The organism is Chryseobacterium gwangjuense (assembly GCF_021311115.1).
Lineage (GTDB): Bacteria > Bacteroidota > Bacteroidia > Flavobacteriales > Weeksellaceae > Chryseobacterium > Chryseobacterium gwangjuense.
Window position 1 is genome coordinate 182460 of the sequence record NZ_JAJTNP010000005.1, and the last position, 26522, is coordinate 208981.

Genomic DNA, 26522 nt, shown 5'->3' on the forward strand with positions numbered 1-26522 from the left:
TTATTTTTGTCCCGAAAAAGTTTTACAACTTTATTCATCATAGAAATTGGTTCTGCTTAACCGCTGATTAAAAGGGAATCGTGTGAAAATCACGGACTGTCGCGCAACTGTAAGTAACTAAAGTCTTTATTAAAAAATCCACTGTGCAAAAGCATGGGAAGGAAATAGAGATGTTACAAGTCAGGAGACCTGCCTTTTCTTTAAACAAAAAACTTTCGCGATCTGAAGTTTATTGATCTGATGGATTTTAACAGGAATACCTTATGTTCCTGCTATTCTTCTGTTATTTTAATCTATTTCATCTCGCTTTAATTAATAATGAAATATGACTACAGAAGAAAGAATTGAAGCATCGGAGACCAGAATTTTCAAAGCAGTTTTCCCCAACACAACCAATCATTACGATACACTTTTCGGAGGTACAGCGATGCAACTCATGGATGAAGTGGCTTTTATTGCGGCTACACGATTTGCAAGAAAACGTGTGGTAACGGTAAGCAGTGATAAAATTGATTTTAAAAGATCTATTCCTGCAGGAACCATCGTAGAACTCATCGGCAAAGTTTCTCATGTCGGAAAAACAAGTATGAAAGTAAATGTTGAAATCTATACGGAACAAATGTATTCTTACGAGAGAGAAAGAGCTATCGTAGGAGATTTTACTTTTGTAGCCATTGATGAGTTTAAGAAACCAATCTCAATACTATAAAAAGGTTCCGGCGACCTTCGGTCGCCGGAATTCTCTATTTTCAAAGTTTAATTAGATGGTTTCGGCGGGCTTTGCCCGCCGAAATTTTTATTCTATTATGTTGATTACGAGACAACATTAATAAACATACATTCTATATTATAACTATTTCAAAACCTTTTCAGATTCAAGACTAAGATTCAACAAGTGATGAAAAGCTTCACCCATTTCATCAGAAGCCCTTACAATGGCATTCTCCAGCATATTCCTGATTTGTTTTTCAGTAACTCCGGCTTCTGTCCAGCTTTTTCCTGAAGTATGAGAATTCAGAATAAAAGGCATAATTCTATCAATGGCACAAGCAAAAATAGCATCCGGAGTTTTTTCTTCCTCAAATTCTAACCAAAGATTAAAAAATTCGGTTTTTAAAGGTTCATCTAAAATTCCGAAGATTTTTTGAGCAGAAATTTTTTCCCTTTCAAATTTTCCAACCATCGCTGCTTCATCAAATAAAAATGTGTCTCCGGCCTCGATCTCTACCAAGTCATGAATAGAAAGCATTCTGATTACTCTTAGCAAATCAATATCAGTTCTGTTTTTTGCGTACGGGAAAAGAATTTGTGCCAAAATAATAATTTGCCAGGAATGTTCTGCTGTATTTTCTCTTCTGGAATCATCCGCATTATAATTTCTTCTCTGTACATTTTTTAAGGCATCCACCGCCAAAATAAAATCAATCTCCTTCTGTATTTTCATTCTTTATCTTCTTTATTGTATTCGTTTATTCGAATCAATTCATAGAATTTCATCAAAAAATTCTGATCTAAAAGTACGAAAATTTAAAATTTATGAGTCAAAATTGCACTTATCAAAATTACAACGGAAACCCAATTAAAAATTATTTAACTGATTTTCAATTATTTAAATTAAAAATAAAAATAATTTCACTACTTTGTATTGCATAATACCATTTTAATTATATATCTTTGTAATGTAAAATCGAAATAGGATCATCTAGCTAGGTTCCGAACTTCGAAAATTATATAACTAATTAACAAAACTTATTAAAGATGAATACTGAAAATACCAAAGCGCAAATGCGAAAAGGAATTCTGGAATTCTGTATTTTAAGTCTCATCAATCATCGTGAAATGTATGTTTCCGACTTAATAGATGAGCTGAAAAAAGGAAAACTGGACGTAGTAGAAGGAACACTCTACCCACTTTTAACAAGATTAAAAAATGGCGAGTTCCTTTCATACAGATGGGAAGAATCTACCGGAGGACCACCTAGAAAATACTACCAGATTACAGAAAAAGGTAAATTATTTTTAGATGAACTTCAAAATACCTGGAACGAATTAACAGATTCCGTAAACCAAATCACTCAAACACATTAAAAAACAAAGCTATGAACAAGACACTCTCAATAGGACTCGCAGGTTTTTCTTTTACAATAGAAGAACACGCATATATAAAGCTTAGCGATTACCTTAATGCACTGAGAAGCTCACTAGATGCTTCAGAAGCGGAAGAGGTAATGCATGACATAGAAATCAGAATGGTAGAAATCTTCAGAGATTCTTTAGGAAAACGTGAAGTAATAAACGATTCGGATGTAGAAAGAGTAATTGCACAGATCGGAAGCCCTGAAAAAATTGAAGAGCAGGAAGAAGCTTATTATTCTGAAAAAAATACTAAACAATCTTATTCTTCAGGAACTGAGCATACTGATAAAAAACAATTGTTCCGTGATCCTGAAAGACAAAAAATCGCAGGTGTTTGCGCTGGGTTAGCTCATTATGTAGGCATGGATATTACAGCAATGAGAGCCATCTGGTTAGGAATTTTCGTTTTAGGAATTTTCACAGCCGCTGTTTCATCAACGTTAGTTTTCTTGCTTTACGTAATCCTTTGGGCAGTATTACCAAAAGCAGAAACTGCAGCAGATTTCCTGAAAATGAAGGGAAAGCCTATGAACTTCGACAATCTTAAGAATGAGTCTAATAAATTGGTACAGTTCGCCAACGAATCTACTCAGAGGGTCGGAGAAATCTATAACGAAAACAAGCCTTACATCAACAACGCAGGAAGCGGACTTTGGAACATTGTAAGATATGTTTTGGGTGGAATCTTCGCATTCATGTCTTTATCTTGTTTAATCGGAGTATTTGTAGTATTCGGTTTCATGGGAGCAGACAGCGACTTCCCTCCTATCAGCGAAATGAATTTCTATTTCGACAATGACAGCATGAGATACATCATTATGGCATTGATCACTTTAGGAAGTTTAATCCCTGCAATGATCTTCGGATTATTAAGTATCAAATTAATTTCTCCAAAAACGAAATTAAGAAATACAGGTTGGGTAATCGGAGCTCTATTCCTAGCATTGATTTCTTTGGGTACTTATTTCGGATTCAGCATGGCGAAACAAGAAATGTTCTTAAAAGGTCATAAGGAAGATACGGAAGAAATTTCGATCAACACAAATTCAGATACTTTATATGTTGATTTAAAACAAGTAGCTATTCCTCAAAACTTTAAAGGGTACGATAATGATCTTTATTCCGATAAAATTTCAGTATATGAAAAAGATTGGACTCATGTAGACGTAACAAGAAAAGCGGATATCAAAACGCCTTACTTAATCATTAAAAAAGAAGCAAAAGGATATAATCTTCCATTGAATGTAAATATTCCTGTAGAAATTGTTGGTAATAAAGTAATTCTTCCTAATTACATTAAATATCCATACGAACACAGATTCAGAGACTACAGCATCGATTACGAATTGGTAATTCCTCAAAATACTATAGTAATCCCAGCTAAGAAAGACGGAATTAATTTCGACGGAGATTTGAACAACGACGGAATCAATGATAACGATCAGGAAAGAGATGAAGACGGAAATATCAAAATCGAAAAGAACAAAATCACAGTAAACGGTTCTACTATCGAATACAGTTCTGATGATAAAGACAGCGACAGCATAATCATCAACGGTAAAAAAGTTCCTAGTAACCAAGCAGATAAAGTAATTGACTCTATGAAACACAGCATCAAAAAAATGAAAGGCGGTAACGTAGATATCAAAGTAAACGAAGATAAAAACGAAATTTCCATACAAACTAAATAATTAACTGCAGAGAGTGGCAGAAGGTGTGAATGGATGGCAACAGTTTGAAATTCACACTCTTCTTCTCTCAAAAAGATTAAAAAAATTAACTTTTTAGCTTGTTTATCAAAAAAATAGCATACCTTCGTGAAGTTATTTTAATCCCCAAATCAATAACAAAAATATTTTTTAACCATGGTACAAGTAGCATTAGAAATTGTAATGAAAATCGTAGATTTAATCAGCGGTTTGTTTTAAGAGCGATAATATTTCAATATATTTGTAAAGTATAACCAATATTTGGTTATACTTTTTTGTTTTAATACGAAGATTATGAAAAAACTAATTGGCAAACTGATGCTGAAAATCTTAGGCTGGAAAGTCGTTTTACAAGGCGATAAAAGCAGCTTAGACAGGTGTATTCTTGTGGTAGCACCTCACACCCACAATATGGAATATATTTTGGGAAATCTTGCCTATTGGTCTTTAGAAAAACCGTTGAAAGTAATTATTAAAGATTCTCATACAAAAGCTTGGTATGGTGGAATTGTAAGAGGTTTGGGCGGAATCGGAATCGACAGAAGCCAGAAGAATGATCTAGTGAATTTCGTAGCAAAACAGTTTGAAAAAGATAATTTCAGTTTGGTCATCACTCCAGAAGGTACAAGAAGCTGGGTTCCTAAATGGAGAAAAGGATTCTATCATATGGCTTTGGCAGCAAAAGTTCCTATCGTATTAGCAGCAGGAGACTTTAAAAGAAATATAGTTTATTTAGGGTATACAATACCTTACGAAAGAATTGCCTCTGTTCCTTTTTCAGAAATTATGGAAGAAATCCAGAATTATTATATCAAAAACGATATCGGACCAAAAATTCCTGCAAACTGGAATCCCAATATTATGGGGAATGATTCAGAAGTTAGAAGTTAGAAGTTAGAAGTTAGAAGTTAGAAGTTAGAAGTTAGAAGCAAAATTACTTTTTACTTTTTACTTTTTACTTTTTACTTTTTATCAACAAAAAAATTACTCATCTCACTATGTACACGAAAGATAAAACCAAAGAAGAAATATTAGCATTCATCAATAACTGGGGTGGCGAAACATTTGCAAAAACGCTGGAAATAAAATTCACAGATATTGATCTTGAAAATGAAACATTAACGGCAACAATGCCCGTTTTACCTAGAATACATCAGCCATTCGGAATTATGCACGGCGGAGCCAGCTGTGTTTTGGCTGAAACAATGGGTTCTAGCCTGTCTAATATTTTTATTGATGGTGAAAAATACTATGGCGTTGGCACCAATATCAATACCAACCATTTAAGAAGTAAAAAAGACGGTATCGTAACAGCTGTTGCACGTTTTATTAGAAAAGGAAGATCTATGCATGTTTCTGAAATCGAAATTCGAGATGAAAAAGGTCAGCTGATAAGTCATACCACAATGACGAATAACATTATCAATAGATAAAATTTTATATCATCAAATATGATAAGACTCAAAAAATTGGGTCTTTTTTTATATACATAGTGCAACCTTTTTAATTTTCTGCATCATATAGATATAAAACTTTAAATTTATCTGTATGAAAAAAATTCTACTTTTAACAGTTATAAGCTCATTGCTTGTCATGTTTTCTTGTCATGAAAGTGAAGAAAATGCTGTCGCAAGCATTCCTATCAATATGCAGCTTATAGGAAAAGGTGTGATATCCTCTCATTCTATGCCCCAACAGAATATAGCGATCACCAACACCACACAATGGAATAGCTTCCTTACCTCACTAGACAACCCTTACAACGTTTCGGGAAGTTTTACAGAAATTAATATCGATTTTAATCAGTATATGCTGATTGTAGCTTTTGATCAGGTTTATAATAATGGAGGACATTCCATAGATATCATGACGATAGATGAATCTTCTCAAAGTATCAATGTAGATGTAGAAAAACTATTGCAGGGAAACACTACTTCGGTTATAACACAGCCCTATCACATCGTGAAAATTCCTAAAATTGCAAAACCTGTCGTATTTTATTAATTTTTTTACTTTTTACTTTTTACTTTTTACTTTTTACTTTTTACTTTTTATAACAAAAACCATGAGAAACTTAATTTTACCCTTTATTTTATTGTTGACATTTGTGATTTCTTGTAGTGATGATAGTAATACTGGCGAGGAACTTGAAAAAAAGAATACTTCTTACGATTTATACATCGCAGGTAGAGAGAATAGTAAAGCTTGCTATTGGAAAAACAACGTAAAAACGGATCTTACGAATGGAGACAATATAAATCCTTTAGAAATTTTAGTTCAAAACAACAATATATATGTAACAGGAAGTAATGGATCAACTCCAACTTCACTCAAACCAATTCATTATTTTTGGAAAAATGGAACGAGATATGAAATTAAGCAATATCTCAATCTTCCTAATACTGGTTTACATGACATTACGGGTTTTACAGTAAACAATGGAGATATTTATTTCTCTGGATATATTGAAAATCCAGCAGCTACTAGCACTTTTGATAAATATGAACTTTGCTATTGGAAAAACGGTGTAAAAACGATTCTTTATAAAAGTCAGTATACACCTGCAGCAGAGGGGATAGCAGTAACCAACTCAACAACAGGAACAGATGTTTATGTGTCTGCCAGAATTACTGACAATAATCAAAACACAGATCGAGGTTATTTCAAGAATATGACCTTCAATTCTCTAAATCAGTCAACTTATGTATTTAATTTTACAAAAAACACTGACGGATTACACATTTTATTTCAAAAAAATGCTAGTTTTTATTCTAAAAACATATCTACCAATGTAGAAACATCAATCGGATATTATATTCATCCGGTCCCTATTTTTGGTAAAATTACAGGCGATATTCATACTAGTGATTTATATACAATATACTACAACCAAGGAAACAATTATTATAAAAATACAACAACAGTTACTCCTAGTTTCTCTTCTTTAGCCTATATTCAGGATGTATTTGCATTAGACAATAATATCTATATAATTAAATATAATAACACAAATAATACCGCTTATACAGGAAAAGTATTTGCAAACGGTATCGAAGTACAAACTATTACGAGTACACAAAACAGTTCTCAAAACTTCACAGGAACTTTCAATGCAATCTATGTAGTAGAAAATTAAATCAATGTCAAAAACAAAGCTCAACTGGCAAAAAATCTATCTCGACCATTCCCCAAAACTCTTGGGGATTTGTCGCAGATATATTACAGATCTTCAGACTGCAGAAGATATTCTTCAGGACAGTTTTATCATGGCCATACAAAAAAATCATCAGTTGAAAGATGAAAAGGCCGTTTTTGCATGGCTGAAAAAAATTGTAGTTAATAATGCGTTACAATCTATCCGTAAAACCACTAAAGATCCTTTGATCAATATCGAACCATCAGAAATCCCAGATCCATTTACCGAAATGACAACATCTGCAATTGACGAAACAAAACACATTTTAGCATACAATTTCACAAGAGAAGAGCTCTTACAATCTATCGACAGCTTGCCTCCCCATCACAAATCGGTTTTCAACCTCTATTATATTGAAAACTATTCTCATGCAGAGATTTCAAGCTTATTAAAAATTCCTGTCAATACTTCGAAGTCCCATTTAATGAGGGCGAAAAAATTTGTTCAGAATTATTTGCTCACCCATTTCGTTAGTAAAGAAACTCAGAAAAACAAAACTGCTCAGCTTTTAGTGTTCTTAGGATTTGGAGGTTTATTGTGGGCACAAACATTTCAAAGTAAATTTTCAGATTTTTCAATTTCGCCATCTAAAAAATTTGAAATTCCTGCTGATTTTCCGATCAATACAATCACATTTTCCCCAAACAATTTCTGGAAACAAAAAATTGTCATCGGATCTACCCTTTTCATTATTATTGTCGGATCTCTTTTATTATTTAATCCAAAAAGCTCTTTAATTACAACATTTAATTCTAACACCTCAGATTCAAAATCAGAAGAAAAACACTTCTCAACTCATGAAGCTAAAACAGATAACGAAAAGAAGCTCTATCCGGAGGAAGCTTTAAAAGATGTATCAATTTCGCAGCAATCAGATTCAGAAACCAAGAAAAATTCAGAAACAGATAATCCCTCTTCTTTCAAAACAAAAAACTTAGTATCTTCAAAAACTATAATCAAAAAAGATTCTGCTGAATCCAGTTCTCACAAAGTGATTGTCGTGAAAAAGATTATTCAGAGAGACACCATTTATATTGAAAGATAAAACTGATCAAACCATGTTTTTAAAAAAGGTATTTTTACTCTTTTTCTGCATTTTAATTAACTTTTCATTCGCACAAAAAAAGAGAAAAGTTGATACGGTGTATGTTTATGAAAAAGTAGTTGTTTATGACACGGTGTATGTAGAAAAATCAATACCATTAAAACCTGCCAATCTACAAATCTCTTCTTTGGAAATTAAAGAAAAGGAAATCAAAGATTTGAAACACCAGAATATTGATACAAAAGAACTTGAAAAAAAACTAAAAAAACTTTCAAATACAAGGTTTCAATACGGAATTCAGGGCGGAATTGGTTTAAAAAATGTAAGCTGGGCAGAAAATATATCAGAGAAAAAACAACAATTCGGAGAAAATCTGGGAATCTGGATTTCAAGAAACGTTTTCACTCCTCAATTGTCATTATTATTTTCTGCAAATGTTTTTTATTGGCATTCCTCCTTCGATCTTGATGCTAATAAAGAAGACACTGCTTTCAACGGATTTTACTTCACTCAAGACCGGCTGCCGTTGCTTTTTCAAAGATTTAATAATAAACACTTTGAATACGTTTTGCAGTTAAAAGCACTCTATGAATGGAAAAAATTCCGCCCGTTTATAGGTTTTTTGGTTAATAAAAACACCTACAAAATGCAGTTTTTAGTTCCGGAAAATGCAGTTTTAAACAAACTGGATGACTTTAAAAGCGATCAGATCAATTTCGGTTTTTCATTGGGCCTGCAATATCGAATTTTCAGCCGTTTCCTGATTAATTTAGAATATCAACATTATAAAATCAACAATTTTACACTAAAAAACAAGTCGTTTGATTTTGACATTTTTAAGACTAATAATACCTTTGTAGAAAGCAAAATCAGCTTCGGGATTTCTTATCTTATTTCCAAGCCCTGATTTTTGAAAAAGCAGTATAATAATGATCTATTTCAAATTCCCCTTCGACGAAAGGCTGTATTCAACAGATGAAAATTCAGGTGAAAACAATATCAATTTTTATTCTTTTGATGGTTTAAGTCAAATTGATTTCAATGGGAAAATTATTGAAATAGATCCGGAAAAATTTAATCCGGTAACTATTTCAAGTCAATCCTTAGCCGAAGATAAAAATGGCTTTATTACAGAAACAAAAGAGGAATATTTGAATACTTTGTGCAAAGTCATTGAAGTGATCAAAAATAATCAGCTTCCTAAACTGGTTTATTCCAGAAGAAAAATTTTCACTGACTTTAATCAAATTGACCTTAAAGAAAGCTTTAAAAGCCTCTGCAATTCGTATCCAAATGCTTTCAGATATATCTTTGTTGATAACGAGAATTCTTGGATGGGCGCTTTCTCAGAAGTATTGGGAAAATTCAATAAAAAAACACATACTTTTGAAACGATGAGCCTTGCAGGAACACTTCCTGTTTCAGAACACTGGTCTGAAAAAGAAATTGAAGAGCAAAAACCGGTTTCCAGCTATATCAGAAATATTTTAAAGAACTATTCTGAAACCCTTGACGAATCAGAATCCTATGATCATATTTCCGGAAATATTAAGCATCTCAGAACAGATTTTAAGATCAAAATCCAACCGGAAGATTTAGATCAAATCATTAAGGAATTACACCCTACCCCTGCTGTTTGTGGGATTCCTAAAGCATTTTGTAAAGAGAACATTCAGCAACTGGAAAAATTTCCGCGCGAATTGTATGCAGGCTACATCAAAATAGAAACTGAAGAAAGCATTCAGTACTTTGTTAATCTTCGTTGTTCCAAGCTTTATAAAAATGCGGTACATCTTTTTGTAGGAGGCGGAATTACCGCTCAAAGCAGCCCCGAAAAAGAATGGATTGAAACTGAACTGAAATCTGAAGCGGTTTTAAAGAATCTTGTGGTTTCTTAAATTCACACTTTTATACAGCTGAATAAAGAGATTCTTCACTTCATTCAGAATGACAAGCATACTATTTTAGCTATAATGAAAAAATAAAAAACCTCCTTCAAAATTGAAAGAGGTTTATATTTGATAGTATAATTAAAACTATTATTTTCTTACTCCGATTTTACTCCAGGTATTCATTACAAAAAGCAATATTAATCCTATAATACCTGCTGCAATAGAGAATACAAACTTCAGATTGTCCTCAGATAAAAGATCTGTGTTAAAATCTATTGCATACACATTGATTCCGATAATGATAACGAAAACGACCAAAAATACTTTATAAAACTTCTGCATAATTTTTAAAAATTAATATAATTCTGCACCAATTGGGCAAAGTTTGCGGTAAATAATTTGATTGAAATTGCTAATAGAATAATTCCAAAAACTTTCTGTAAAATAGCCAATGTAGCTTCCCCCATTTTCTTTTCCAGCCAAGTCGCAGATTTCAGCACCAAATATACGAAAATTGTATTGAGAATGATTCCAAAAATAATATTAATATCATGAAATTCAGCTTTTAAAGATAGTGTAGTCGTTAAAGTTCCTGCTCCAGCTACCAATGGAAAAGCAATAGGAACAATAGATGCTGATTTCGCTTCTGAAGTTTTGTTGATCTCGATTCCTAAGATCATTTCCAAAGCGATAATGAAAATTACAAATGCCCCTGCAATTGCAAAGGAATTGACATCTACTCCAATGAACTTTAGTATCTTATTCCCTACAAAAAGGAAAACAAGCATAATTCCACCTGCTGTAAGGGATGCTTTTCTGGCTTCAATCTGTCCAAATTTTTGCTGCAGACTTACCACGATAGGAACGGAACCTATAATATCGATCACGGCAAAGAGAACCATAAAACAGGTAATGATCTCTTTTAAAGAAAAATGTTCAAATATTTCCATTATATTGCAATTAAGAATTTCGCAAAAATATGAAAAATAATTAATTATTTGCTAATACGAGAATATAAATTAACAATTGTATTGAAGAGTTCATCAATTCCCTCTTCAGATTTTACAGGAGTATATTTTTCAATCTGAATTTTCTGAGCCAGATTTCTATATTCTTCCGCAATATGTAAGCCTTTATAATTCTCTAAAAATACGTTGAAATCCTTTGATGAACTTTGAAAATATTGGTTTCTGACTTCAGAATCAAGCTCTTCTACGGTTTCAAAAAATTTGAAATACTCATTATTTTCTTTCAGATTTTTTAAATAGTTAAAATAGTCTGTAATATCCGTTTTCAGAGTAGCTCTGATTTCTTTTTCAGTTTCTGCAACAGAACCTAAAGAGTGGGGAGATACCGTTTTTTTAACCAAAGAACGTTTTTTTTGCCAATTTCTGAATACTAGATAAGTGATGACTAAACTTAATAGAATCGCAATATTCACAAACAACACATTCCAGTTAAACTTATTTTTTTCTTTTACTTTAAATGAAGTCGTTTTTAAAACCGGCGTATTTACCGTTTCCAGGAAATTATTTGTGTATTCGTTTACTTTTTCTACCGTTGTACGGGATTCTAATACCTGCTCATGAGAAAATGCATGAATACTTAATTGCTCAACAGGAACATCTATATATTCTTTTTCTTCAGGATCAAAAAATGAAAAATCTTCAGTTTTAATTACAATGTCCCCTCGTTTTTTTGGAACGACAATATAATTCGCAAAAATCTCACCCTTCATCCCTACTTTTCCCGGATAAACTTTTGAGGTAATTTTTGGAGTGAAAAATTCATAATCCGGAGAAGCTTCAATACCTGGAAGTATCATATCAGTAATATTCCCTTCTCCTGAAACTTTTACAACAACATGTATTGGTTTCTCTATTTCAGCTTTTTCTTTTGTCTCGCAATACACATCTACCTTAAAGTTCCCAACAGCATTTTTAAAGCTTTCAGGAGATCCTTCCGGAAGTTTTTTAACATTAAGCTTTACTTTATTTGAAAGTATTTTATTTTTATGAGCAAGCGTGTTTACAGAAGCTGAAACAGCAGGGACTTCTATATATCCGGCTTCATTAGGAAAAACCATAAAGACCGCAACCACCTGTGAAGCCATATTCCCTCCCATATCTGAAGGGTCTATCTCCGATTTTCTGAAATGTACCGGATGTACATTAATATTGTCTTGTTGAGGAAGCTGTATGTTTCTAACCTTTCTTAAATTATCTATATTTCTGGAATATACTTTTAATACAGCAATGGTAGGCTGATCCTGATAGATTTCCCTATCTTCAATTTCCATGTTCAGATAAACTTCATTCAGCGTTGTATTATGAGCAGAAGATTTTTTCTCGATATCTTTTACTAAAATATCAAAAGGCTCAGTTTTGTAGATTCTATTGCTAACTGTAACGAGAACCGAACCGATTTTAATTTTCCCTTTCTTTTTAGGCTCAAGTGCTAATCTTGTAATTTTTTCAGTAATCACTGTATTGGTAACAGGATCCATGAAACTGTTAGTCACTGAACCGCTACCTATTAGATTAAATTTAGAAAGATCTGGTAATTGGAATCCTGTTTGCTGCATTAATTCACTACCATTCAATTCCAACACGATAGTAAGATTTACAATTTCTCTTCCGTTATACTCAGTTTTATCAGGTTCCAGAGAAAGACTTACCTGTCCATAAGAAATTATGGAAATAAACAGTAATAATATGTAGATAAGCTTTTGCTTCATCACCAATCTTTCTCGTTGCTTTGCGGCATCGAATAAGAATTCTTGTTTAAAATTCTTCTGGCGGTTTCCTTTTCTTTTTCGCTTACTTTGTTTAATATGGCATTTTCAAGATCTTTTGGAATTTTGCCTTCATTATTCTGATTTTGATCAGGGTTGTTTCCTTCCCCTTTATTTTGTTGGCCTTTTCCTTGATCCTGTTTTTGATCTTTAGGATTTCCTTTCTGATCATCATTTTGTTTTTGGTTGTCACCGCCGCCTCCTTTGCCTTTATTCTGCTGGTTTTTCTTTTGTTGGTTTTCTTTTTCCTTCAGCTTAGCAATTTCAAAATTTTTTCTTGTTGCTTCACTTCTCGGATTCTGTTTTAGGGATTGCTTATAATAATCTGCAGCTTTTTCGGGCTGATTCATCTGCATATAAGTATTTCCTAAATTATGAAGAGCTGCTGCTTTATCCGGAAGAGTTTGAGAAAGCGATTGGGCTTTTTCAAATTCGGCTTTTGCCTCTTCATATTTTTTGCTCTTATACAATGCATTCCCCATATTATAATGAGCTGTAAAGTCTTTTTTATTTTGCTTTACCGCTTCCATATATTTAGAAGACGCACCGTCATAGTTTTTATCGTCAAATTTTCGATTGCCTTCATACACCAACGTCCTGTAGCTTTCCTGCCCGAATAAACAGCCTGAAAACATAAAAGCAAATATAAACGATAAAAAAATGACTTTAGTATTCATCCAATGCAAAATTATTCCTTTATATGTTAATAAACAGATTCAAATTTGTTAAAATTCGGTTAAAGTATGTTTTAAAATCCTGAGACACAATAAAGAAAATTAAACATTAAAATCTCTTTTAGGATTAAATATATAAATCAAAAAGAAAAATAAAATTGAAAAAACCAAGAAATACTGATAATAATGATTAGCATTTTGTGATTTCACCGTTGTCTCTGAAGAGAAAGATTTTTTACTCAAAATATCAAGTATCTTATCCGGAGTTTCATTGATATTATTTCCGTCGATATAATCTCCTCCTGTTGATTCTGCTATTTTATGCAACGCTTCTGTTTGTCGTTTAGAGATTACCGTTTCTCCGTTCGCATCAGATTTATATCCCATTAACTGTCCATAAGAGTATTCAGGAATAGGAGCTCCTTCTTCTGTCCCGATTCCTACAGTCGTTACCACAATTCCTTCTTTGTTTGCCAATCGTATTGCTGCGGCATCATTTCCTTCATTATCTTCTCCATCACTTAGCAAAACCACTTTTCTGGCTCCTTTATTTACATTCTTAAACTTTTCTGCAGCCACTTCCATCGCTTTTAAAAAGTCCGTTCCCTGAATCTGCACAGAACTTGTTTCAATCCCGTTAATATAAGTTTCCGCAGAAGAATAATCCGTCGTCAAAGGCATAATAGAAGTTGCTTCACCGGCAAAGATCACCACTCCTACTTTATCACTTTTCATTTTCTGCATCGTGTTTATCATCACATTTTTAGCCTCCATTAAACGATTCGGCTCAACATCTTCCACATTCATTGAATTAGAAACATCCAGCATAAAAATCACATTATTGAGCTTTTGTTTGGTCTGAACTTCATTCGAACCACTCAGAAGATCTATAATGGAAAAGATCAGAAACAAAGTTCCCAAAAGATATAATGCAGGGAAAAATTTTGTAAACCCCGAACTTTTTTCAAATAATTGTTCATGGAACTGATGTTCTGCAAATGCCTCTCTCCTTTTCTTTTTCCATTTAAAAAAACGGATCAGCAATACTGCCAGAAACGGTAAAAGTAACAGCAACAACAAATACCAGTAATTTCCTAAATACCAATCCATCAGCTTAAAAATTTATAAAACACCCATCTCAACAGAGCATCAAAAACAAGCATTCCTAATGCAATCCAAAGAAAAATTTTAAAGTATTCTTCGTAGTTGTATAATTTGGAAACCTTGATGTCTGATTTCTCCAGTTGATTAATCTCATCATATACTTCTTCCAGACTGCTGTTTGAGGTTGCTCTGAAATATTTACCTCCTGTCATCTGTGCAACATCTCTCAATACAGGCTCATCAATCTTAACTTCCGTTTCCGTAAAAACCAAATCTCCAAAAATATCCGTTTGTGTAGGCATTAAAGCATAGCCATTGGTTCCGATCCCGATAGAATATACTTTTATATTATTATTTTTAGCCAGTTCGGCAGCAATTTGAGGCGGCATCGCATTTTCAATGGTATTTACTCCATCTGTCATTAAAATAATGATCTTACTCTTTGCCTTGCTATTTTTAAGGTGATTCACCGCTACAGACAATCCTTCTCCAATCGCAGTTCCCGGTTGAAGCTCCATCGGATTTAAATTTTTCAGCTCGTCAATAACAACCTGATGATCAGAAGTTACAGGAACTTTTGTAAAAGCTTCTCCGGAATACGCAACCAAACCAATTCTATCGTTCGGGCGTTTTTGAACGAATTTAACTGCAATATCCTTTAAAGCCGTTAAACGATCCGGTGTTAAATCTTTTGCCAACATACTCAATGAAACATCCACAGAAAGCATAATATCTATTCCTTTTGTATCGTCTCTGTCCTGAGAAATGGTAAAACTTCTGGGTCTTGCCATGGCAATAATCAAAGCCGAAAGAATAATATACTTTGATATTTTCAGCAAAAAGAGAACCGGCAGAATACCACTGTTGCTGCCCATATTTTTAACCGTAGGAACTTTAATTCCTTTTCTTTTCTGCTTACTGAAGTCTTTAAACAAAAGAGGAATAAACAGTAAAAAAAGAAGCAAAAACCACGGACTATACAATTCAAAATCAAGCATCCTTTCTCAAGTTTTCAAATTCCAAATCTTTTGATGATCTTTTTACAAACTCTTTGATGTCCGTAAAATCTTTTTCCATAGCCTCTTGATCCGGAAACGTTTTGGCAAATTTCACCAAATCTCCACGTAAGAAGACCTCTTCCACTACTTTTTCGTTTTCCTGAGAAATGGTATTATTTTTTTTCATCAAATCAATTAAATCATCCGTTAACAAAACATCTGCCGGCAAATGATACTGTCTGGAAATAAATTTTCTGGAAATATCGATTAATTCAACATAAAACGAACGATAATCTCCACTTTCCACATATTTTTTCTTTTTCAGGGAATCCAGTTCCTTTAAAGTCTGATTCGTTGCAACTACAGGTGAATTTTTAGCTTTCCTGCCCCATTTAACAAACATGATGATCGCAATAATTAAGGCAATCACCGATAAGGCGGCTAAAATATACCATTTATAGAGCTCCCAGTAATCTTTTACTTCCAGCTTCACCTCCTTATTGTTCATAATATCATTAATCTGATCGCCTTTTTGGGCTGTGTTAATGACATCAAGCTCATAAGGAATTGTTTTTAAAACCTTCCCGCCTACTTTAAACTCCAGTTCAGGAATCGTAAACTTTCCTTCTTCATACACCGCAAATTCAATTCTTCTATAATAGATATCAGGATTTTGTGCGATACTGTCTTTTATTTCTTCAAAATGGAAAGGCAGCAATTCATTTTCTGCAGCAGCAGAAACCTTTTCATTACGTAAATTATTAATGGTAATAACAATATGATTCACTTCTCCCAAAGCAATGGTTTTCTTCTCAATACTGGAAGAAAGTATCTGTGAAAAAGCGGTTGCACAGATCAAAAAGCAAAATATAAATAGTAGTTTTTTCAATTTTATCATTAAATTTTAACCTCAGTTTATCATTCTGACGAAAGAAGAATCTGTAACAAAACAATAGATTCTTCATTTCGCTTACACTACATTCAGAATGACAAAAGAACGTTTATTTTTATTTTTTCTGAAAATAGTTATACAATAATTTTGAGTAATCCGAACCTGTATTAATATTCATAAAACTTGCCGAACTATTGGCAAAATCTTCTTCCAAAGCTCTCAGCTTCTGTTTCTGAGCTTCTGCAAAAGTATATCTCCATCTTGCACTTGAAGTATTTGCCCAAACTTGCTTTCCTGTTTCAGCATCATACAATAAAGTGTATCCAACGTCCGGAATTTCATTGTCTTTTTCATCAAAAATCCTCATTCCCAACAGCTGATGTTTTTTTGAAGCCACTCTCAGCATTTTAGAATCATATTCATCTTCAAAGTCCGAAAAAAGAAATACCAGAGATTTTCTTTTAAAAATCCCCATCATATATTCCATCGCTTTATCAATTTTTGAGATAGCAGGAATGTAATCTGCCGTCAGAATATTACTGATAATCGAAAGAATATGCTTTCTTCCTTTTTGTGGCGGAATTACTTTATATACTTTATCGGCAAATAAAATCAAACCTACTTTATCATTATTCCCGGCCGCTGAAAAGCCTAAGCTTGCCGCAATTTCAGCAACATATTCTCTTTTCAGCTGAGTTTTTGTCCCATAGTCCATCGAAGCGGAAATATCTACCAGCAACATCATCGTCAATTCCCTTTCCTCTTCCATTACTTTCACGAACGGCTCGCGGAAACGTGCCGTTTTATTCCAGTCGATTCTACGGATTTCGTCACCAAACTGATACGGACGAACCTCTGAGAAAGTCATTCCCTGTCCTTTAAAAGCGCTGTGATATTGCCCCATCAAAGTAGCTTCCGTCTTCTTACGAGTACGGATTTCTATTTGCTTGACTTTTTTAACAATATCTTTTATCTGCATAAATTATTTTTAAGGTTGAAACTAAGATTGAGCTTTAAAAATTCACAACTCATCCATTTTCAATCTATTTAAATTCTATTGAAACATTAAACCATTCATCATCAAATTTCGGACTGTATTTTTTATAGAAATTAATCGCCGGTTCGTTCCAGTTTAGCACCTGGAAGACCATTCCACTGTATTGCTTAGATTTTCCGTGTTCCATGGTTGCTTCAAATAATTTCTTTCCGATTTGCTTGCCTCTCAATTTTTCTGTTACTACCAAATCTTCCAGATACAATCTTCTGCCTTTCCAGGTCGAATATCTGTCATAATACAATGAGATTCCAACAATTCTTCCTTCAAATTCAGCCACAAAAGCTCCCCAAACAGGTGAATTCCCGAATCCATCTTCAATAAATTGCTCTAAAGTTAAAGTAACTTCATGCAAAGCTTTTTCATAATCAGCCAATTCTTTAATCAACTCCAACATGGGAGCACAATCTTCCTGAACTGCTTTTCTAATCATTACTTCACTCATTATGGAGCCTGAATTTTCGCTAAAATTCTATTGATAATTTCTTCTGTTGAGATCTCTTCCGCTTCTGCTTCAAAGGTTAAACCAATTCTATGTCTCAATACATCTTTTGCCAACTCTTTTACATCTTCAGGAATCACAAACGCTCTTCCTTTTAAGAATGCATATGCTCTGGAAGCAATCGCAAGGTTGATAGATGCTCTCGGTGAAGCTCCGAAACCAATATAATTTTTAAGTTCCGAAAGACCGTAATTTTCAGGAAAACGGGTCGCAAAAACCATATCCAGAATATATTTTTCAATCTTTTCGTCAAGATAAATCTGATTGATGAGTTCTTTAGCATCCAAAATATCTTGTAAGGAAATCACAGGCTTTACTGTAGGTTGATGTGCTGTTGAAACCATTCTCATAACGGTTCTTTCATCTTCAAATTTCGGATAATCAATGGTACATTTCAGCATGAAACGGTCGCTTTGAGCCTCCGGTAAAAGATAGGTACCTTCCTGATCAATCGGGTTCTGCGTTGCCAATACCAGGAAAGGTTTTGGAAGTTTCATGGTTTCATCACCAATGGTCACCTGCTTTTCCTGCATTACTTCCAACAAAGCCGATTGTACTTTAGCCGGCGCACGGTTGATCTCATCCGCTAATACAAAATTTGCAAATACAGGACCTCTTTTTATTGAAAAATCGTTGTCTTTAACATTATAAATCATGGTTCCGACAACATCCGCAGGCAACAAATCCGGGGTAAACTGAATTCTTGAAAAATCACCGTGAACAGCATCTGCCAATGTTTTTATCGCCAATGTTTTTGCCAAGCCCGGAACTCCTTCCAAAAGAACGTGACCATTCCCCAGAAGCCCGACTAAAAGACGGTCTATCATATATTCCTGGCCGATAATCACTTTGCTGATTTCCTGTCTCAGAAGAGAAAATAAGTAGTTTTTTTCTTTTACTTTTTCCGTCAATTGGCGGATATCTTCTGCTTGATATGTATCTGACATAACTTAATTTAAAATAATTGGTAAATTTCTAATAAATACTTGCATTAATCAACACAACAGATGCCATATTTGAGTTAAAGTTTGTTAAATATTCCAGCACCGATGCGAGATCCAAAATAGTTGAAACCTTAAAACTCAATACAATTATTCTGTTTTTTCATAAAAATATATAAATTTTGCTTCAATCTACCGTTCAAAAATTGTCATTTCCAGTTTATTAAACTATTTTTGGTGATTAAAATTTTTGCAAAATGAATTATCATTTTCAAGCTCACAGACAAGTAAGAAAAAACCTTTTAGAAATTCTACAAAACACTTCTCACGAAGACCTTTTGCTTATTCCTGATGGTTTCAACAATAACATCTATTGGAACATTGCACATACCGTTGCTACACAGCAGCTTTTGCATTATTACTTAAGCGGAAACCCTTTTAGAATAGATAAATACTGGATTGAAACCTACAAAAAAGGAACATTACCGAACCTTGATGTACAAAAATCAGAAGTAGAAGATTTGGAGTTTTTATTGACCGAAACTTCAAAGATTTTGATGAAAGATTACGACAGTGATTTCTTTTCAGATTACACACCTTACACCACAAGTTTTGGAATGGATTTAAAAAGCATTCAGGATGCCATCATTTTTAACAATATGCACGAAACCTTGCATTATGGCTATGTAATGGCACAAAAAAGAGCAATTTTAGGAGAAAAAGGAAGATAGTTAAAAAATTAATTTTGCTACATAAGTCAATTGTATTTTTAGCACTACAACTTTGACTTACGAAGTACAATTGACCATTAACATTTCAATATTTAAATTATCAAAATGACAGATAAAAAAGACGATTTTATTTTCGGGCTACGTCCCGTAATTGAAGCAATTGAAGCGGGAAAAACGATTGACAAGGTTTTTGTGCAGAATGCATTACAAGGACCCATTTATGCTGAATTAAAAGCAATTTTAGCTAAAAATAAAATCCGTCCCAACTACGTTCCGGTTGAAAAACTAAACCGTTTTACAAGAAAAAACCACCAAGGTGTTGTCGCTTTTATTTCGGATGTTCCGTTCCATAAAATCGAAGATATTGTTCCTCAGTTATTTGAAGAAGGAAAAACTCCGTTTTTATTGATTTTGGATCGTTTAACAGATGTCAGAAATTTCGGAGCTATTTGCAGAACTGCAGAGTGTGTGGGAGTTGACGCGGTTATTATTCCTGAAAAAGGAGCTGCCCCGATTAATTCTGATGCGATAAAAACTTCTGCAGGAGCGCTTTATAACGTAAAAATCTGCAAAGAGCCTAATTTAGCTCACGTGGTAGACTTCCTTCAGCAAAGTGGAATTTCCGTATATGCAGCAAGCGAAAAAGCACAGAAGCTGATTTACGATGTTAATTTCAATGAACCATGCGCCATTGTCATGGGGAATGAAGAAACAGGAATTTCTAAAGAAGTTCTTCATCATGCAGATGACAAAATAAAGCTACCTATTGAAGGAAAAACACAGTCTCTGAATGTTTCCGTTGCTTGTGGAGCGATTTTATATGAAGCCGTGAGACAGAAATTCACGAAAGCCAATTAATTCTCAACCAACACTTAAAAAAATCTGAAAATGAAAAACGTAGCAGCATTAGCGCTAATTTCAACTATAGCATTGGTTTCTTGTAATAAAAAAGAAACTGCAACCATCACAAAAGTAGATCCAAAAACAGGTAAAACGATTACTGTAGAAGTTCCTGCAGATTCTGTGGCAAAAGTAGAAGCCAATCCTGCGATTAAAGATTCATTAGGAATCTTCAAACAATCTTTTAAATTAGAAAAAGGAAAAACGTATCCGCTTACCACTTACCAAAGAGATGTAAAGACGATGACCGACCCACAAGGAAAGTCTATCACTGCAACCAGCGAATCTACTGACGAAATGAATTTTGTAGTGAATGATATCAAAGGAAATGTATATGACATGACCCTAAATCTTGTGGCTAAAAGAAATTCTCAGTCGGCTCAAGGTAAAACATTGGTGATCGACACCAAACTTCCGGTTCCTAAAGAAGAAGATCTTAAAATGATGTGGACCATCAACAAAGCTCTTACCAGCAATAAGCTGAATGTAAAAATGGACACCAAAGGAAATGTAATTTCAATTACAGGTTTTGAACCCATTTATACCAAAGTTGCCAATGCAGTAGGAACCATTGTAAAAGATGCTACTCAGAAAGCTAGTGTTGTAGCGAGTTTAAAAGAAAGCTTCAATGAAAAGATCTTAAAAGACCAACTTTCCAAAAACCTTAGTCTTATTCCTAAAAAAGGAGCAAAAATTGGTGAAAAATGGGCGAACAGTGAAAATGCAGATCCAAGCGGTAAAGTAAAAGTAACGTCTAATTACACGTTAAAAAGCGCAGGGAATGGCATCGTGGAAGTTTCCATCACAGGAGGAATTCCTAAAAAAACGGAAAAGCAGGCTCAAGGTCCTATTACTCATAGTATGAGCAGCGAGTTGGTTCAGAACGGAACAATTAAGTTTGATCAAAATACAGGGTGGATTACCAATCAGAACATCAACGTAAAAACATCACAGATTGAAACCATTTCCGACGGAAAACAGTCTCAGTCTATGAAAAGTATTTCAAACTCTTCTGTAATGGTAAATCCTTCTGCTAAATAAGAAAAAAGAAGTTTGGGAATAACTGATTGTTTACTCATGATGTTTAAACTTTAAAAATCAAAAAATTATGAAGTACATTCTTGAATTAGTACTTACTGCTATTATTATTTTCTTTGTCTGGAATATTCTGAAAAGAATTTTCTTTAAGACATTTTACAGTTATAGGTTTAATAACAATAATAACTCAAACAACAAGCAGGACATTCATAGTTCAAATAAAGGAAAGCAAAATCTAAAGTGGGATGCAGAAACCGTAGATTTTGAAGAAGTAAAGGAAAATAAAAAGTAATAATTCCGAAAAATAAAAGATAATAACCATCAACATGGCGAAAAATAAAAACTTAATTTATATTGCAATTTCATTAGTTGTCTTTATAGTTTTAGCATTTTTATACTCCACTCCTGTATTTACGGGAAAACAGCTTTTTCAGCATGATATTGTGCAATACAGAGGAGGCGCAAAAGAGCTTTTGGATTATAGAGCTGACACAGGAAATGAAACCTATTGGAGTGATTCCATGTTCGGAGGAATGCCTACTTACCAAATGGGGAGTAGATTTAATGGCGATATCATTAAGAAAGTTGATAGCTATCTGAACATTCTTCCACGACCTGTTAATTATCTTTTTCTTCTTTTTTCAGGATTTTTCCTTTTAGGAATGGTGGCCGTCAGAAACTGGAAATATGCTCTTTTGGGGGCTACTTTTTTCGGACTTTCAACCTACTTTTACATAGCTATTGCGGCAGGACACAACGGTAAAATCAATACCATTGAGTATTTTGCACCGCTTTTAGCCGGAATCTTACTCGTTTATATCCGAAAACAATACATTTGGGGATTCATTGTCACTACCCTTTTCATGGGGCTTCAGATTGCGGCAAACCACCCTCAGATGACCTATTATTTATTCATAGCCCTAGGTTTCTTGTTTATCTCAGAATTAATAAGAGTTATTCAGAAGAAAACTGAAGTTAAACATTTTCTGATCTCTTCAGGAATCGTTGCCGCATCTTGTCTAATCGGTGTTGGTATGAATTCTCAAAGAATCATGGCCAACTCAGAATACATCAAAGAAACTGTTCGTGGAAAACAAATTTTAACGAATGACAGTCATACCGGAGGAAATTCCGGAATGGATAAGGAAAGTATGCTAATGTGGAGCTATGGAAAACTGGAAACCTTAAACCTTTTCATCCCAAGATTAATGGGTGGTGGAAGCCAGGAACCGGAAGGCAAAGAAATGATGGCTAAAATCCAAGAGCTGGTTCAGCAAAATGTAGATTCTCAGGCTGAGTACGACAGAATTTCCAAAGGATTCGGAAGCCTTACCTATTGGGGAGATCAACCAGGAACTTCCGGACCTGCTTATCAGGGAGCTATTGTTTGTTTCTTAGCTCTTTTAGGATTCTTTTTCGCTTCTAAGAAATACCGTTACTGGATTTTAGGAGCTTCAATCCTTACCATATTCTTAGCTTGGGGAAGCAATTTTATGGCACTTTCAGATTTCTTTATAGACTTTGTGCCGTTTTACAATAAATTCAGAGCACCATCCTCTATTTTGGTGGTGGTTGAATTGTTATTCCCATTAATTGCCATTATCGGATTGTACCAATTCTTTACAGATGAAAAGCTTACAGAAGAATACAAACAAAAGATTCTTACTTATGTAGGTGGAGGAACTTTAGGATTGATCTTAATTCTGCTTATTTTCGGTAAATCCCTACTAGGATTCCATACAGAAAACGAACAGGCTTATTTACCTCCTTTCTTATTGGATTATTTAACTGATGAACGTTTTAAACTATTTAAAATAGACGCTATTAAAGCATTTATCTATATTGCAATTACCGTTATTGCCCTGTTCTTAAGTTTAAAGAAAAAATTAAATCAAAATATTGTTTTAATCATTATAGGAGCCGTAAGTTTATTTGATCTTTGGTCTGTCAACAAGCGTTATTTAAATGACGAAAATTATGTAGACAAGATCTTTGCTGAAAACCCTTTCCAAACCGAAAGTTCAGATCTTCTAGCTGAAAAGGTTCAGGGAAATCCTAACTTAGAATCGATTATTGCCAATGTAAATGTCAACAAAACATTAGAGACCATTGCAGAAAAAGATAAAACACATTACAGAATTTTCAATAATATTTTAGGAACATTCAGCGAAACAAACACCTCTTATTTCAAATCTTCAATCGGAGGTTACCACGCCGTGAAACTGAGAAGATATGATGATGTAATCAACGAGTATTTCCAGGTAATGGATTCTGTAAAAGTTCCGAATATTCTGAACCTGTTGAATGCTAAATATTGGGTAGGAGGAAATCCTGAACAACCTCAGGCAATTCCAAATCCTACAGCAAACGGAAATGCATGGTTTGTAAGTGATTTAAAATTTGTAAATACTCCGAATGAAGAGATCAAATCTATCGGAGTTATCAATAATAAAAAAACAGCGGTAATCGCATCTTCTGATAAGGAATATTTTAATAATAAACCTGTTCAGGCAGATTCTACAGCAACAATCAGTTTAACAGGATACCAGCCGAACGAACTTGAATTTAAATCAAAATCAAGAACTCCTCAGTTAGCAGTTTTCTCAGAAATTTATTATCCTCATGGATGGAAAATGTTCGTAGATGAAAAAGAAGTTCCTTATATCAAAGCGGATTATTTGCTTCGTGCGGTTCACGTTCCTGCAGGAAATCATAATATAAGAATGATCTTTGAACCGGAAGTTATTGAAAAAGGAAAATGGATCTCGCTTCTTTGTTTCGGTCTATTCATTGTCTTAAGCGGACTTGGAATTTTCATGATGAATAAAAAGAAGAAAGAAATTATTGAAACTGTTTAAGCTTTAATGGAACAGAAAAAAATATTGATCATCACCTATTACTGGCCTCCTGCGGGAGGTCCTGGTGTTCAAAGGTGGCTGAAGTTTGCAAAATATTTACCCGATTTCGGATGGAAGCCCATCATTTATACTCCGGAAAATCCGAGTTATCCTTTACTGGATGAAAGCTTGTTAAAAGATGTTCCTGAGAATATTGAAATTGTAAAGACAAAGATCTGGGAACCTTATCAACTGGCGGAAAAATTGAATAAAAGCAATAAAAAATTCAAAGCCGGACAGTTTGATGTGGGTAAAAACCAAAGTTGGAAATCAAAACTTTCCATTTGGGTAAGAGGAAATTTTTTCATTCCCGATGCGCGAGTTTTTTGGGTAAAACCTTCAGTACAATTTCTTGAACAGTATTTAAAAGAAAATAAAATTGATGTAGTTGTCACTTCAGGGCCACCACATTCTTTGCATCTGATAGGTTTAGATCTAAAGAAAAAGCTTCCGCATTTAAAATGGATTGCCGATTTCCGTGATCCTTGGACTGAGATTTCTTATTATAAACATTTAAAATTAACCCAAAGTTCAGATAAAAAACATCGACAGCTAGAAAGTGATGTTTTCAAAACTGCTGATATTACTCTGGCTACAAGCTATACCGACGCTGAGAACTTCAGGAAAAACGGAGCTAATTCGGTTTGTATTACCAATGGATTTGATGTTGAATTAAACGTGAAGTCGTTAAATCGTGAAGATGTTCAATCGTCTATTGAAAATTCAACAACTCAACAACTCAACAACTTAACAACTCAACAACTTAACAATACAACCAAATTCACATTAAGCTACATCGGTGTTTTAGAACAATTGAGAAACCCTGAAAATCTTTGGAAAGCTCTTGATAATCTGGTAAAAACTAACTCAGATTTTGCTGAAAACTTTAGTTTAAAATTTGCAGGAAGAGTTGATGATAAAATCTTACATGAAATTGAAAATTCCGGTTTAAAAAAACACATTTCAAACCTAGGTTATCTGTCTCATGACAAAGCCATTGAGGAAATGGCGAATTCATCGCTTTTATTAATCACGAACTTTCCTAACGAATCATCTAAAGGAATTATTCCCGGAAAGATTTTCGAATATCTAGCGACAGGAAAACAAATTATTTCGTTTGGACCGAATGATGCAGATGTTTCAAAAATTTTGGATGAAACCCAAGCAGGAAAACATTTTAGCTATAATGATTCGGAAAGTATCAAAGACTTTATTTTAGAAAAGTTTGAACTGTGGAAAAACGGAAATCTTTCTGAAAACACTCAAAATATTGAGCAGTTCTCAAGAAAGAACCTGACCAAAAAATTAGCTGAAATACTAGACTAAGAATATTTATAACGCAAAGATTTATACAGATTAAATCTTTGCGTTATCATTTTTATATTGTCCATTGGTCATTCACTACCGCAACCAGATAATACTTCCCCTGAAGCTCTTCAAAAACCAAACGAAGGCTTTTCCAATCCATTTCAGCATTGGCTTCCGAGCCTTTGATATAGTTTTCTGTAAAATCAGTATTTGGATACATCTCCTTTAAATTATTTAACGAATTACCTTTACCTAAAAATTCATTAAAAGCGACTTGCCCTGTCGCAAAATCTTTTGAATACACCCATTTGGTAAGATAATCATTAATGGTTGCTTTATACACATCTCCAGAACCATCCATTGTTCCCCATGTGAAAATGGTTTTAGTCGGTTCATATTTTGTAAAATCGGTTTTTGAAAAGCTTTTATCTTCTTTAGGATTTACAAATGCGTACATTGAAAAGCGCACTCCTTTTTCCGGATGAATAAACTCAGCCATTTTTTTATAATTTTTATCCTTTAAAGCCTGAACAATTTCTTCATTGAGCTGTTGTAAAGCTTTATCTTTACTGATCTCAATCGGGCTCACACTTGTATCGTCAGTTTTTACCTGACTGGTAGAATCTGTTTTATCATTGATAAATTTTTCAGGATTTTTCTTACAGGCAATCACACTTAGAATGAGCAATGAAACAATTAGTTTTTTCATAT

28 protein-coding genes and 1 riboswitch are annotated in these 26522 nt (G+C 33.8%); of the genes, 16 read left to right on the forward strand and 12 right to left on the reverse strand.

Features of this window, described 5'->3' with window-relative positions; translation table 11 throughout:
* The first annotated feature begins 29 nt into the window (after window positions 1-29).
* Window positions 30-211: riboswitch (cobalamin riboswitch) on the forward strand.
* Window positions 212-325: 114 nt separating this feature from the next.
* Window positions 326-709: an acyl-CoA thioesterase gene (locus tag LV842_RS11420; RefSeq protein ID WP_072952759.1), complete on the forward strand. Its 384-nt coding sequence runs from the start codon at window positions 326-328 to the stop codon at window positions 707-709.
* 144 nt (window positions 710-853) lie between these two features.
* Here the strand turns inward: LV842_RS11420 and LV842_RS11425 are convergent, their stop codons facing one another.
* Complete coding sequence (locus LV842_RS11425) at window positions 854-1444, reverse strand: HD domain-containing protein (RefSeq protein ID WP_233111588.1); 591 nt, start codon at window positions 1442-1444, stop codon at window positions 854-856.
* 314 nt (window positions 1445-1758) lie between these two features.
* Between LV842_RS11425 and LV842_RS11430 the strand changes: the two genes are divergently transcribed.
* From LV842_RS11430 to LV842_RS11470, 9 genes are all read left to right on the forward strand, one after another.
* Complete coding sequence (locus LV842_RS11430; RefSeq protein ID WP_233111589.1) at window positions 1759-2088, forward strand: PadR family transcriptional regulator; 330 nt, start codon at window positions 1759-1761, stop codon at window positions 2086-2088.
* A gap of 11 nt (window positions 2089-2099) precedes the next feature.
* The gene (locus LV842_RS11435; protein ID WP_233111590.1) at window positions 2100-3827 is read left to right on the forward strand and encodes a PspC domain-containing protein; all 1728 of its coding nucleotides are present in this window, start codon (window positions 2100-2102) and stop codon (window positions 3825-3827) included.
* 312 nt (window positions 3828-4139) lie between these two features.
* Complete coding sequence (locus LV842_RS11440; protein ID WP_233111591.1) at window positions 4140-4736, forward strand: 1-acyl-sn-glycerol-3-phosphate acyltransferase; 597 nt, start codon at window positions 4140-4142, stop codon at window positions 4734-4736.
* 107 nt (window positions 4737-4843) lie between these two features.
* The gene (locus LV842_RS11445) at window positions 4844-5278 is read left to right on the forward strand and encodes a PaaI family thioesterase (protein WP_233111592.1); all 435 of its coding nucleotides are present in this window, start codon (window positions 4844-4846) and stop codon (window positions 5276-5278) included.
* 115 nt (window positions 5279-5393) lie between these two features.
* Window positions 5394-5849 carry a hypothetical protein gene (locus LV842_RS11450; RefSeq protein ID WP_233111593.1) on the forward strand — a complete coding sequence of 152 codons (456 nt, stop codon included), beginning with the start codon at window positions 5394-5396 and terminating at the stop codon, window positions 5847-5849.
* Window positions 5850-5910: 61 nt separating this feature from the next.
* Entirely contained in the window at window positions 5911-6981 is a 1071-nt protein-coding gene (locus LV842_RS11455; RefSeq protein ID WP_233111594.1) for a hypothetical protein, read from the forward strand.
* A 4-nt stretch (window positions 6982-6985) separates the two neighbouring features.
* Window positions 6986-8086 (forward strand): RNA polymerase sigma factor, encoded by a 1101-nt coding sequence (locus LV842_RS11460; protein WP_233111595.1) that lies wholly within the window; start codon window positions 6986-6988, stop codon window positions 8084-8086.
* A gap of 13 nt (window positions 8087-8099) precedes the next feature.
* Complete coding sequence (locus LV842_RS11465) at window positions 8100-8993, forward strand: hypothetical protein (RefSeq protein ID WP_233111596.1); 894 nt, start codon at window positions 8100-8102, stop codon at window positions 8991-8993.
* Between the two features lie 22 nt (window positions 8994-9015).
* On the forward strand, window positions 9016-9984 hold the full coding sequence (locus tag LV842_RS11470; protein WP_233111597.1) for a chorismate-binding protein: 969 nt from the start codon (window positions 9016-9018) through the stop codon (window positions 9982-9984).
* A 141-nt stretch (window positions 9985-10125) separates the two neighbouring features.
* On the opposite strand, the gene LV842_RS11475 is transcribed toward LV842_RS11470, so the two are convergent.
* From LV842_RS11475 to LV842_RS11520, 10 genes are all read right to left on the reverse strand, one after another.
* Entirely contained in the window at window positions 10126-10320 is a 195-nt protein-coding gene (locus tag LV842_RS11475) for a hypothetical protein (RefSeq protein WP_233111598.1), read from the reverse strand.
* Window positions 10321-10325: 5 nt separating this feature from the next.
* Entirely contained in the window at window positions 10326-10928 is a 603-nt protein-coding gene (locus LV842_RS11480; protein WP_233111599.1) for a MarC family protein, read from the reverse strand.
* A gap of 44 nt (window positions 10929-10972) precedes the next feature.
* Window positions 10973-12715 carry a BatD family protein gene (locus LV842_RS11485; RefSeq protein ID WP_233111600.1) on the reverse strand — a complete coding sequence of 581 codons (1743 nt, stop codon included), beginning with the start codon at window positions 12713-12715 and terminating at the stop codon, window positions 10973-10975.
* Window positions 12715-13449, reverse strand: a complete 735-nt coding sequence (locus tag LV842_RS11490) for a tetratricopeptide repeat protein (RefSeq protein ID WP_233111601.1) — start codon at window positions 13447-13449, stop codon at window positions 12715-12717. Before LV842_RS11490 ends, LV842_RS11485 begins: the two co-directional genes overlap by 1 nt.
* 99 nt (window positions 13450-13548) lie before the next feature.
* Window positions 13549-14556, reverse strand: a complete 1008-nt coding sequence (locus tag LV842_RS11495; protein ID WP_233111602.1) for a vWA domain-containing protein — start codon at window positions 14554-14556, stop codon at window positions 13549-13551.
* Window positions 14556-15548: a VWA domain-containing protein gene (locus LV842_RS11500; protein WP_233111603.1), complete on the reverse strand. Its 993-nt coding sequence runs from the start codon at window positions 15546-15548 to the stop codon at window positions 14556-14558. Before LV842_RS11500 ends, LV842_RS11495 begins: the two co-directional genes overlap by 1 nt.
* The gene (locus LV842_RS11505) at window positions 15541-16437 is read right to left on the reverse strand and encodes a BatD family protein (RefSeq protein ID WP_394801214.1); all 897 of its coding nucleotides are present in this window, start codon (window positions 16435-16437) and stop codon (window positions 15541-15543) included. Before LV842_RS11505 ends, LV842_RS11500 begins: the two co-directional genes overlap by 8 nt.
* Before the next feature lie 118 nt (window positions 16438-16555).
* Window positions 16556-17419: a DUF58 domain-containing protein gene (locus LV842_RS11510; RefSeq protein ID WP_233111605.1), complete on the reverse strand. Its 864-nt coding sequence runs from the start codon at window positions 17417-17419 to the stop codon at window positions 16556-16558.
* Window positions 17420-17483: 64 nt separating this feature from the next.
* A complete protein-coding gene (locus tag LV842_RS11515; RefSeq protein WP_233111606.1) occupies window positions 17484-17939 on the reverse strand; it encodes a GNAT family N-acetyltransferase in 456 nt (151 codons plus the stop codon).
* Window positions 17939-18943: an AAA family ATPase gene (locus LV842_RS11520; protein WP_233111607.1), complete on the reverse strand. Its 1005-nt coding sequence runs from the start codon at window positions 18941-18943 to the stop codon at window positions 17939-17941. Before LV842_RS11520 ends, LV842_RS11515 begins: the two co-directional genes overlap by 1 nt.
* A 251-nt stretch (window positions 18944-19194) precedes the next feature.
* Here LV842_RS11520 and LV842_RS11525 point away from each other — a divergent pair, with 251 nt between their 5' ends.
* The 6 genes from LV842_RS11525 to LV842_RS11550 all read left to right on the forward strand — a co-directional run bounded on the left by LV842_RS11525 (window position 19195) and on the right by LV842_RS11550 (window position 25829).
* A complete protein-coding gene (locus LV842_RS11525) occupies window positions 19195-19668 on the forward strand; it encodes a DinB family protein (RefSeq protein WP_233111608.1) in 474 nt (157 codons plus the stop codon).
* Between the two features lie 105 nt (window positions 19669-19773).
* Window positions 19774-20526 carry a 23S rRNA (guanosine(2251)-2'-O)-methyltransferase RlmB gene (gene rlmB, locus LV842_RS11530; RefSeq protein ID WP_233111609.1) on the forward strand — a complete coding sequence of 251 codons (753 nt, stop codon included), beginning with the start codon at window positions 19774-19776 and terminating at the stop codon, window positions 20524-20526.
* 30 nt (window positions 20527-20556) lie between these two features.
* Window positions 20557-21609 (forward strand): DUF6263 family protein, encoded by a 1053-nt coding sequence (locus tag LV842_RS11535; protein ID WP_233111610.1) that lies wholly within the window; start codon window positions 20557-20559, stop codon window positions 21607-21609.
* Window positions 21610-21676: 67 nt separating this feature from the next.
* The gene (locus tag LV842_RS11540; protein WP_233111611.1) at window positions 21677-21898 is read left to right on the forward strand and encodes a hypothetical protein; all 222 of its coding nucleotides are present in this window, start codon (window positions 21677-21679) and stop codon (window positions 21896-21898) included.
* A gap of 34 nt (window positions 21899-21932) precedes the next feature.
* Window positions 21933-24464 (forward strand): hypothetical protein, encoded by a 2532-nt coding sequence (locus LV842_RS11545; protein WP_233111612.1) that lies wholly within the window; start codon window positions 21933-21935, stop codon window positions 24462-24464.
* Window positions 24465-24470: 6 nt separating this feature from the next.
* Entirely contained in the window at window positions 24471-25829 is a 1359-nt protein-coding gene (locus LV842_RS11550) for a glycosyltransferase (protein WP_233111613.1), read from the forward strand.
* 52 nt (window positions 25830-25881) lie between these two features.
* Here LV842_RS11550 and LV842_RS11555 read toward each other — a convergent pair whose 3' ends face one another.
* Window positions 25882-26520 carry a hypothetical protein gene (locus LV842_RS11555; RefSeq protein ID WP_233111614.1) on the reverse strand — a complete coding sequence of 213 codons (639 nt, stop codon included), beginning with the start codon at window positions 26518-26520 and terminating at the stop codon, window positions 25882-25884.
* Window positions 26521-26522: the final 2 nt, after the last annotated feature.

Excerpts from the sequence above, each read along its gene's own strand:
- LV842_RS11420 (WP_072952759.1), top strand. The coding sequence starts at position 326 with ATGACTACAGAAGAAAGAATTGAAGCATCGGAGACCAGAATTTTCAAA.
- LV842_RS11425 (WP_233111588.1), bottom strand. The coding sequence starts at position 1,444 with ATGAAAATACAGAAGGAGATTGATTTTATTTTGGCGGTGGATGCCTTA.
- LV842_RS11430 (WP_233111589.1), top strand. The coding sequence starts at position 1,759 with ATGAATACTGAAAATACCAAAGCGCAAATGCGAAAAGGAATTCTGGAA.
- LV842_RS11435 (WP_233111590.1), top strand. The coding sequence starts at position 2,100 with ATGAACAAGACACTCTCAATAGGACTCGCAGGTTTTTCTTTTACAATA.
- LV842_RS11440 (WP_233111591.1), top strand. The coding sequence starts at position 4,140 with ATGAAAAAACTAATTGGCAAACTGATGCTGAAAATCTTAGGCTGGAAA.
- LV842_RS11445 (WP_233111592.1), top strand. The coding sequence starts at position 4,844 with ATGTACACGAAAGATAAAACCAAAGAAGAAATATTAGCATTCATCAAT.
- LV842_RS11450 (WP_233111593.1), top strand. The coding sequence starts at position 5,394 with ATGAAAAAAATTCTACTTTTAACAGTTATAAGCTCATTGCTTGTCATG.
- LV842_RS11455 (WP_233111594.1), top strand. The coding sequence starts at position 5,911 with ATGAGAAACTTAATTTTACCCTTTATTTTATTGTTGACATTTGTGATT.
- LV842_RS11460 (WP_233111595.1), top strand. The coding sequence starts at position 6,986 with ATGTCAAAAACAAAGCTCAACTGGCAAAAAATCTATCTCGACCATTCC.
- LV842_RS11465 (WP_233111596.1), top strand. The coding sequence starts at position 8,100 with ATGTTTTTAAAAAAGGTATTTTTACTCTTTTTCTGCATTTTAATTAAC.
- LV842_RS11470 (WP_233111597.1), top strand. The coding sequence starts at position 9,016 with ATGATCTATTTCAAATTCCCCTTCGACGAAAGGCTGTATTCAACAGAT.
- LV842_RS11475 (WP_233111598.1), bottom strand. The coding sequence starts at position 10,320 with ATGCAGAAGTTTTATAAAGTATTTTTGGTCGTTTTCGTTATCATTATC.
- LV842_RS11480 (WP_233111599.1), bottom strand. The coding sequence starts at position 10,928 with ATGGAAATATTTGAACATTTTTCTTTAAAAGAGATCATTACCTGTTTT.
- LV842_RS11485 (WP_233111600.1), bottom strand. The coding sequence starts at position 12,715 with ATGAAGCAAAAGCTTATCTACATATTATTACTGTTTATTTCCATAATT.
- LV842_RS11490 (WP_233111601.1), bottom strand. The coding sequence starts at position 13,449 with ATGAATACTAAAGTCATTTTTTTATCGTTTATATTTGCTTTTATGTTT.
- LV842_RS11495 (WP_233111602.1), bottom strand. The coding sequence starts at position 14,556 with ATGGATTGGTATTTAGGAAATTACTGGTATTTGTTGTTGCTGTTACTT.
- LV842_RS11500 (WP_233111603.1), bottom strand. The coding sequence starts at position 15,548 with ATGCTTGATTTTGAATTGTATAGTCCGTGGTTTTTGCTTCTTTTTTTA.
- LV842_RS11510 (WP_233111605.1), bottom strand. The coding sequence starts at position 17,419 with ATGCAGATAAAAGATATTGTTAAAAAAGTCAAGCAAATAGAAATCCGT.
- LV842_RS11515 (WP_233111606.1), bottom strand. The coding sequence starts at position 17,939 with ATGAGTGAAGTAATGATTAGAAAAGCAGTTCAGGAAGATTGTGCTCCC.
- LV842_RS11520 (WP_233111607.1), bottom strand. The coding sequence starts at position 18,943 with ATGTCAGATACATATCAAGCAGAAGATATCCGCCAATTGACGGAAAAA.
- LV842_RS11525 (WP_233111608.1), top strand. The coding sequence starts at position 19,195 with ATGAATTATCATTTTCAAGCTCACAGACAAGTAAGAAAAAACCTTTTA.
- rlmB (WP_233111609.1), top strand. The coding sequence starts at position 19,774 with ATGACAGATAAAAAAGACGATTTTATTTTCGGGCTACGTCCCGTAATT.
- LV842_RS11535 (WP_233111610.1), top strand. The coding sequence starts at position 20,557 with ATGAAAAACGTAGCAGCATTAGCGCTAATTTCAACTATAGCATTGGTT.
- LV842_RS11540 (WP_233111611.1), top strand. The coding sequence starts at position 21,677 with ATGAAGTACATTCTTGAATTAGTACTTACTGCTATTATTATTTTCTTT.
- LV842_RS11545 (WP_233111612.1), top strand. The coding sequence starts at position 21,933 with ATGGCGAAAAATAAAAACTTAATTTATATTGCAATTTCATTAGTTGTC.
- LV842_RS11550 (WP_233111613.1), top strand. The coding sequence starts at position 24,471 with ATGGAACAGAAAAAAATATTGATCATCACCTATTACTGGCCTCCTGCG.
- LV842_RS11555 (WP_233111614.1), bottom strand. The coding sequence starts at position 26,520 with ATGAAAAAACTAATTGTTTCATTGCTCATTCTAAGTGTGATTGCCTGT.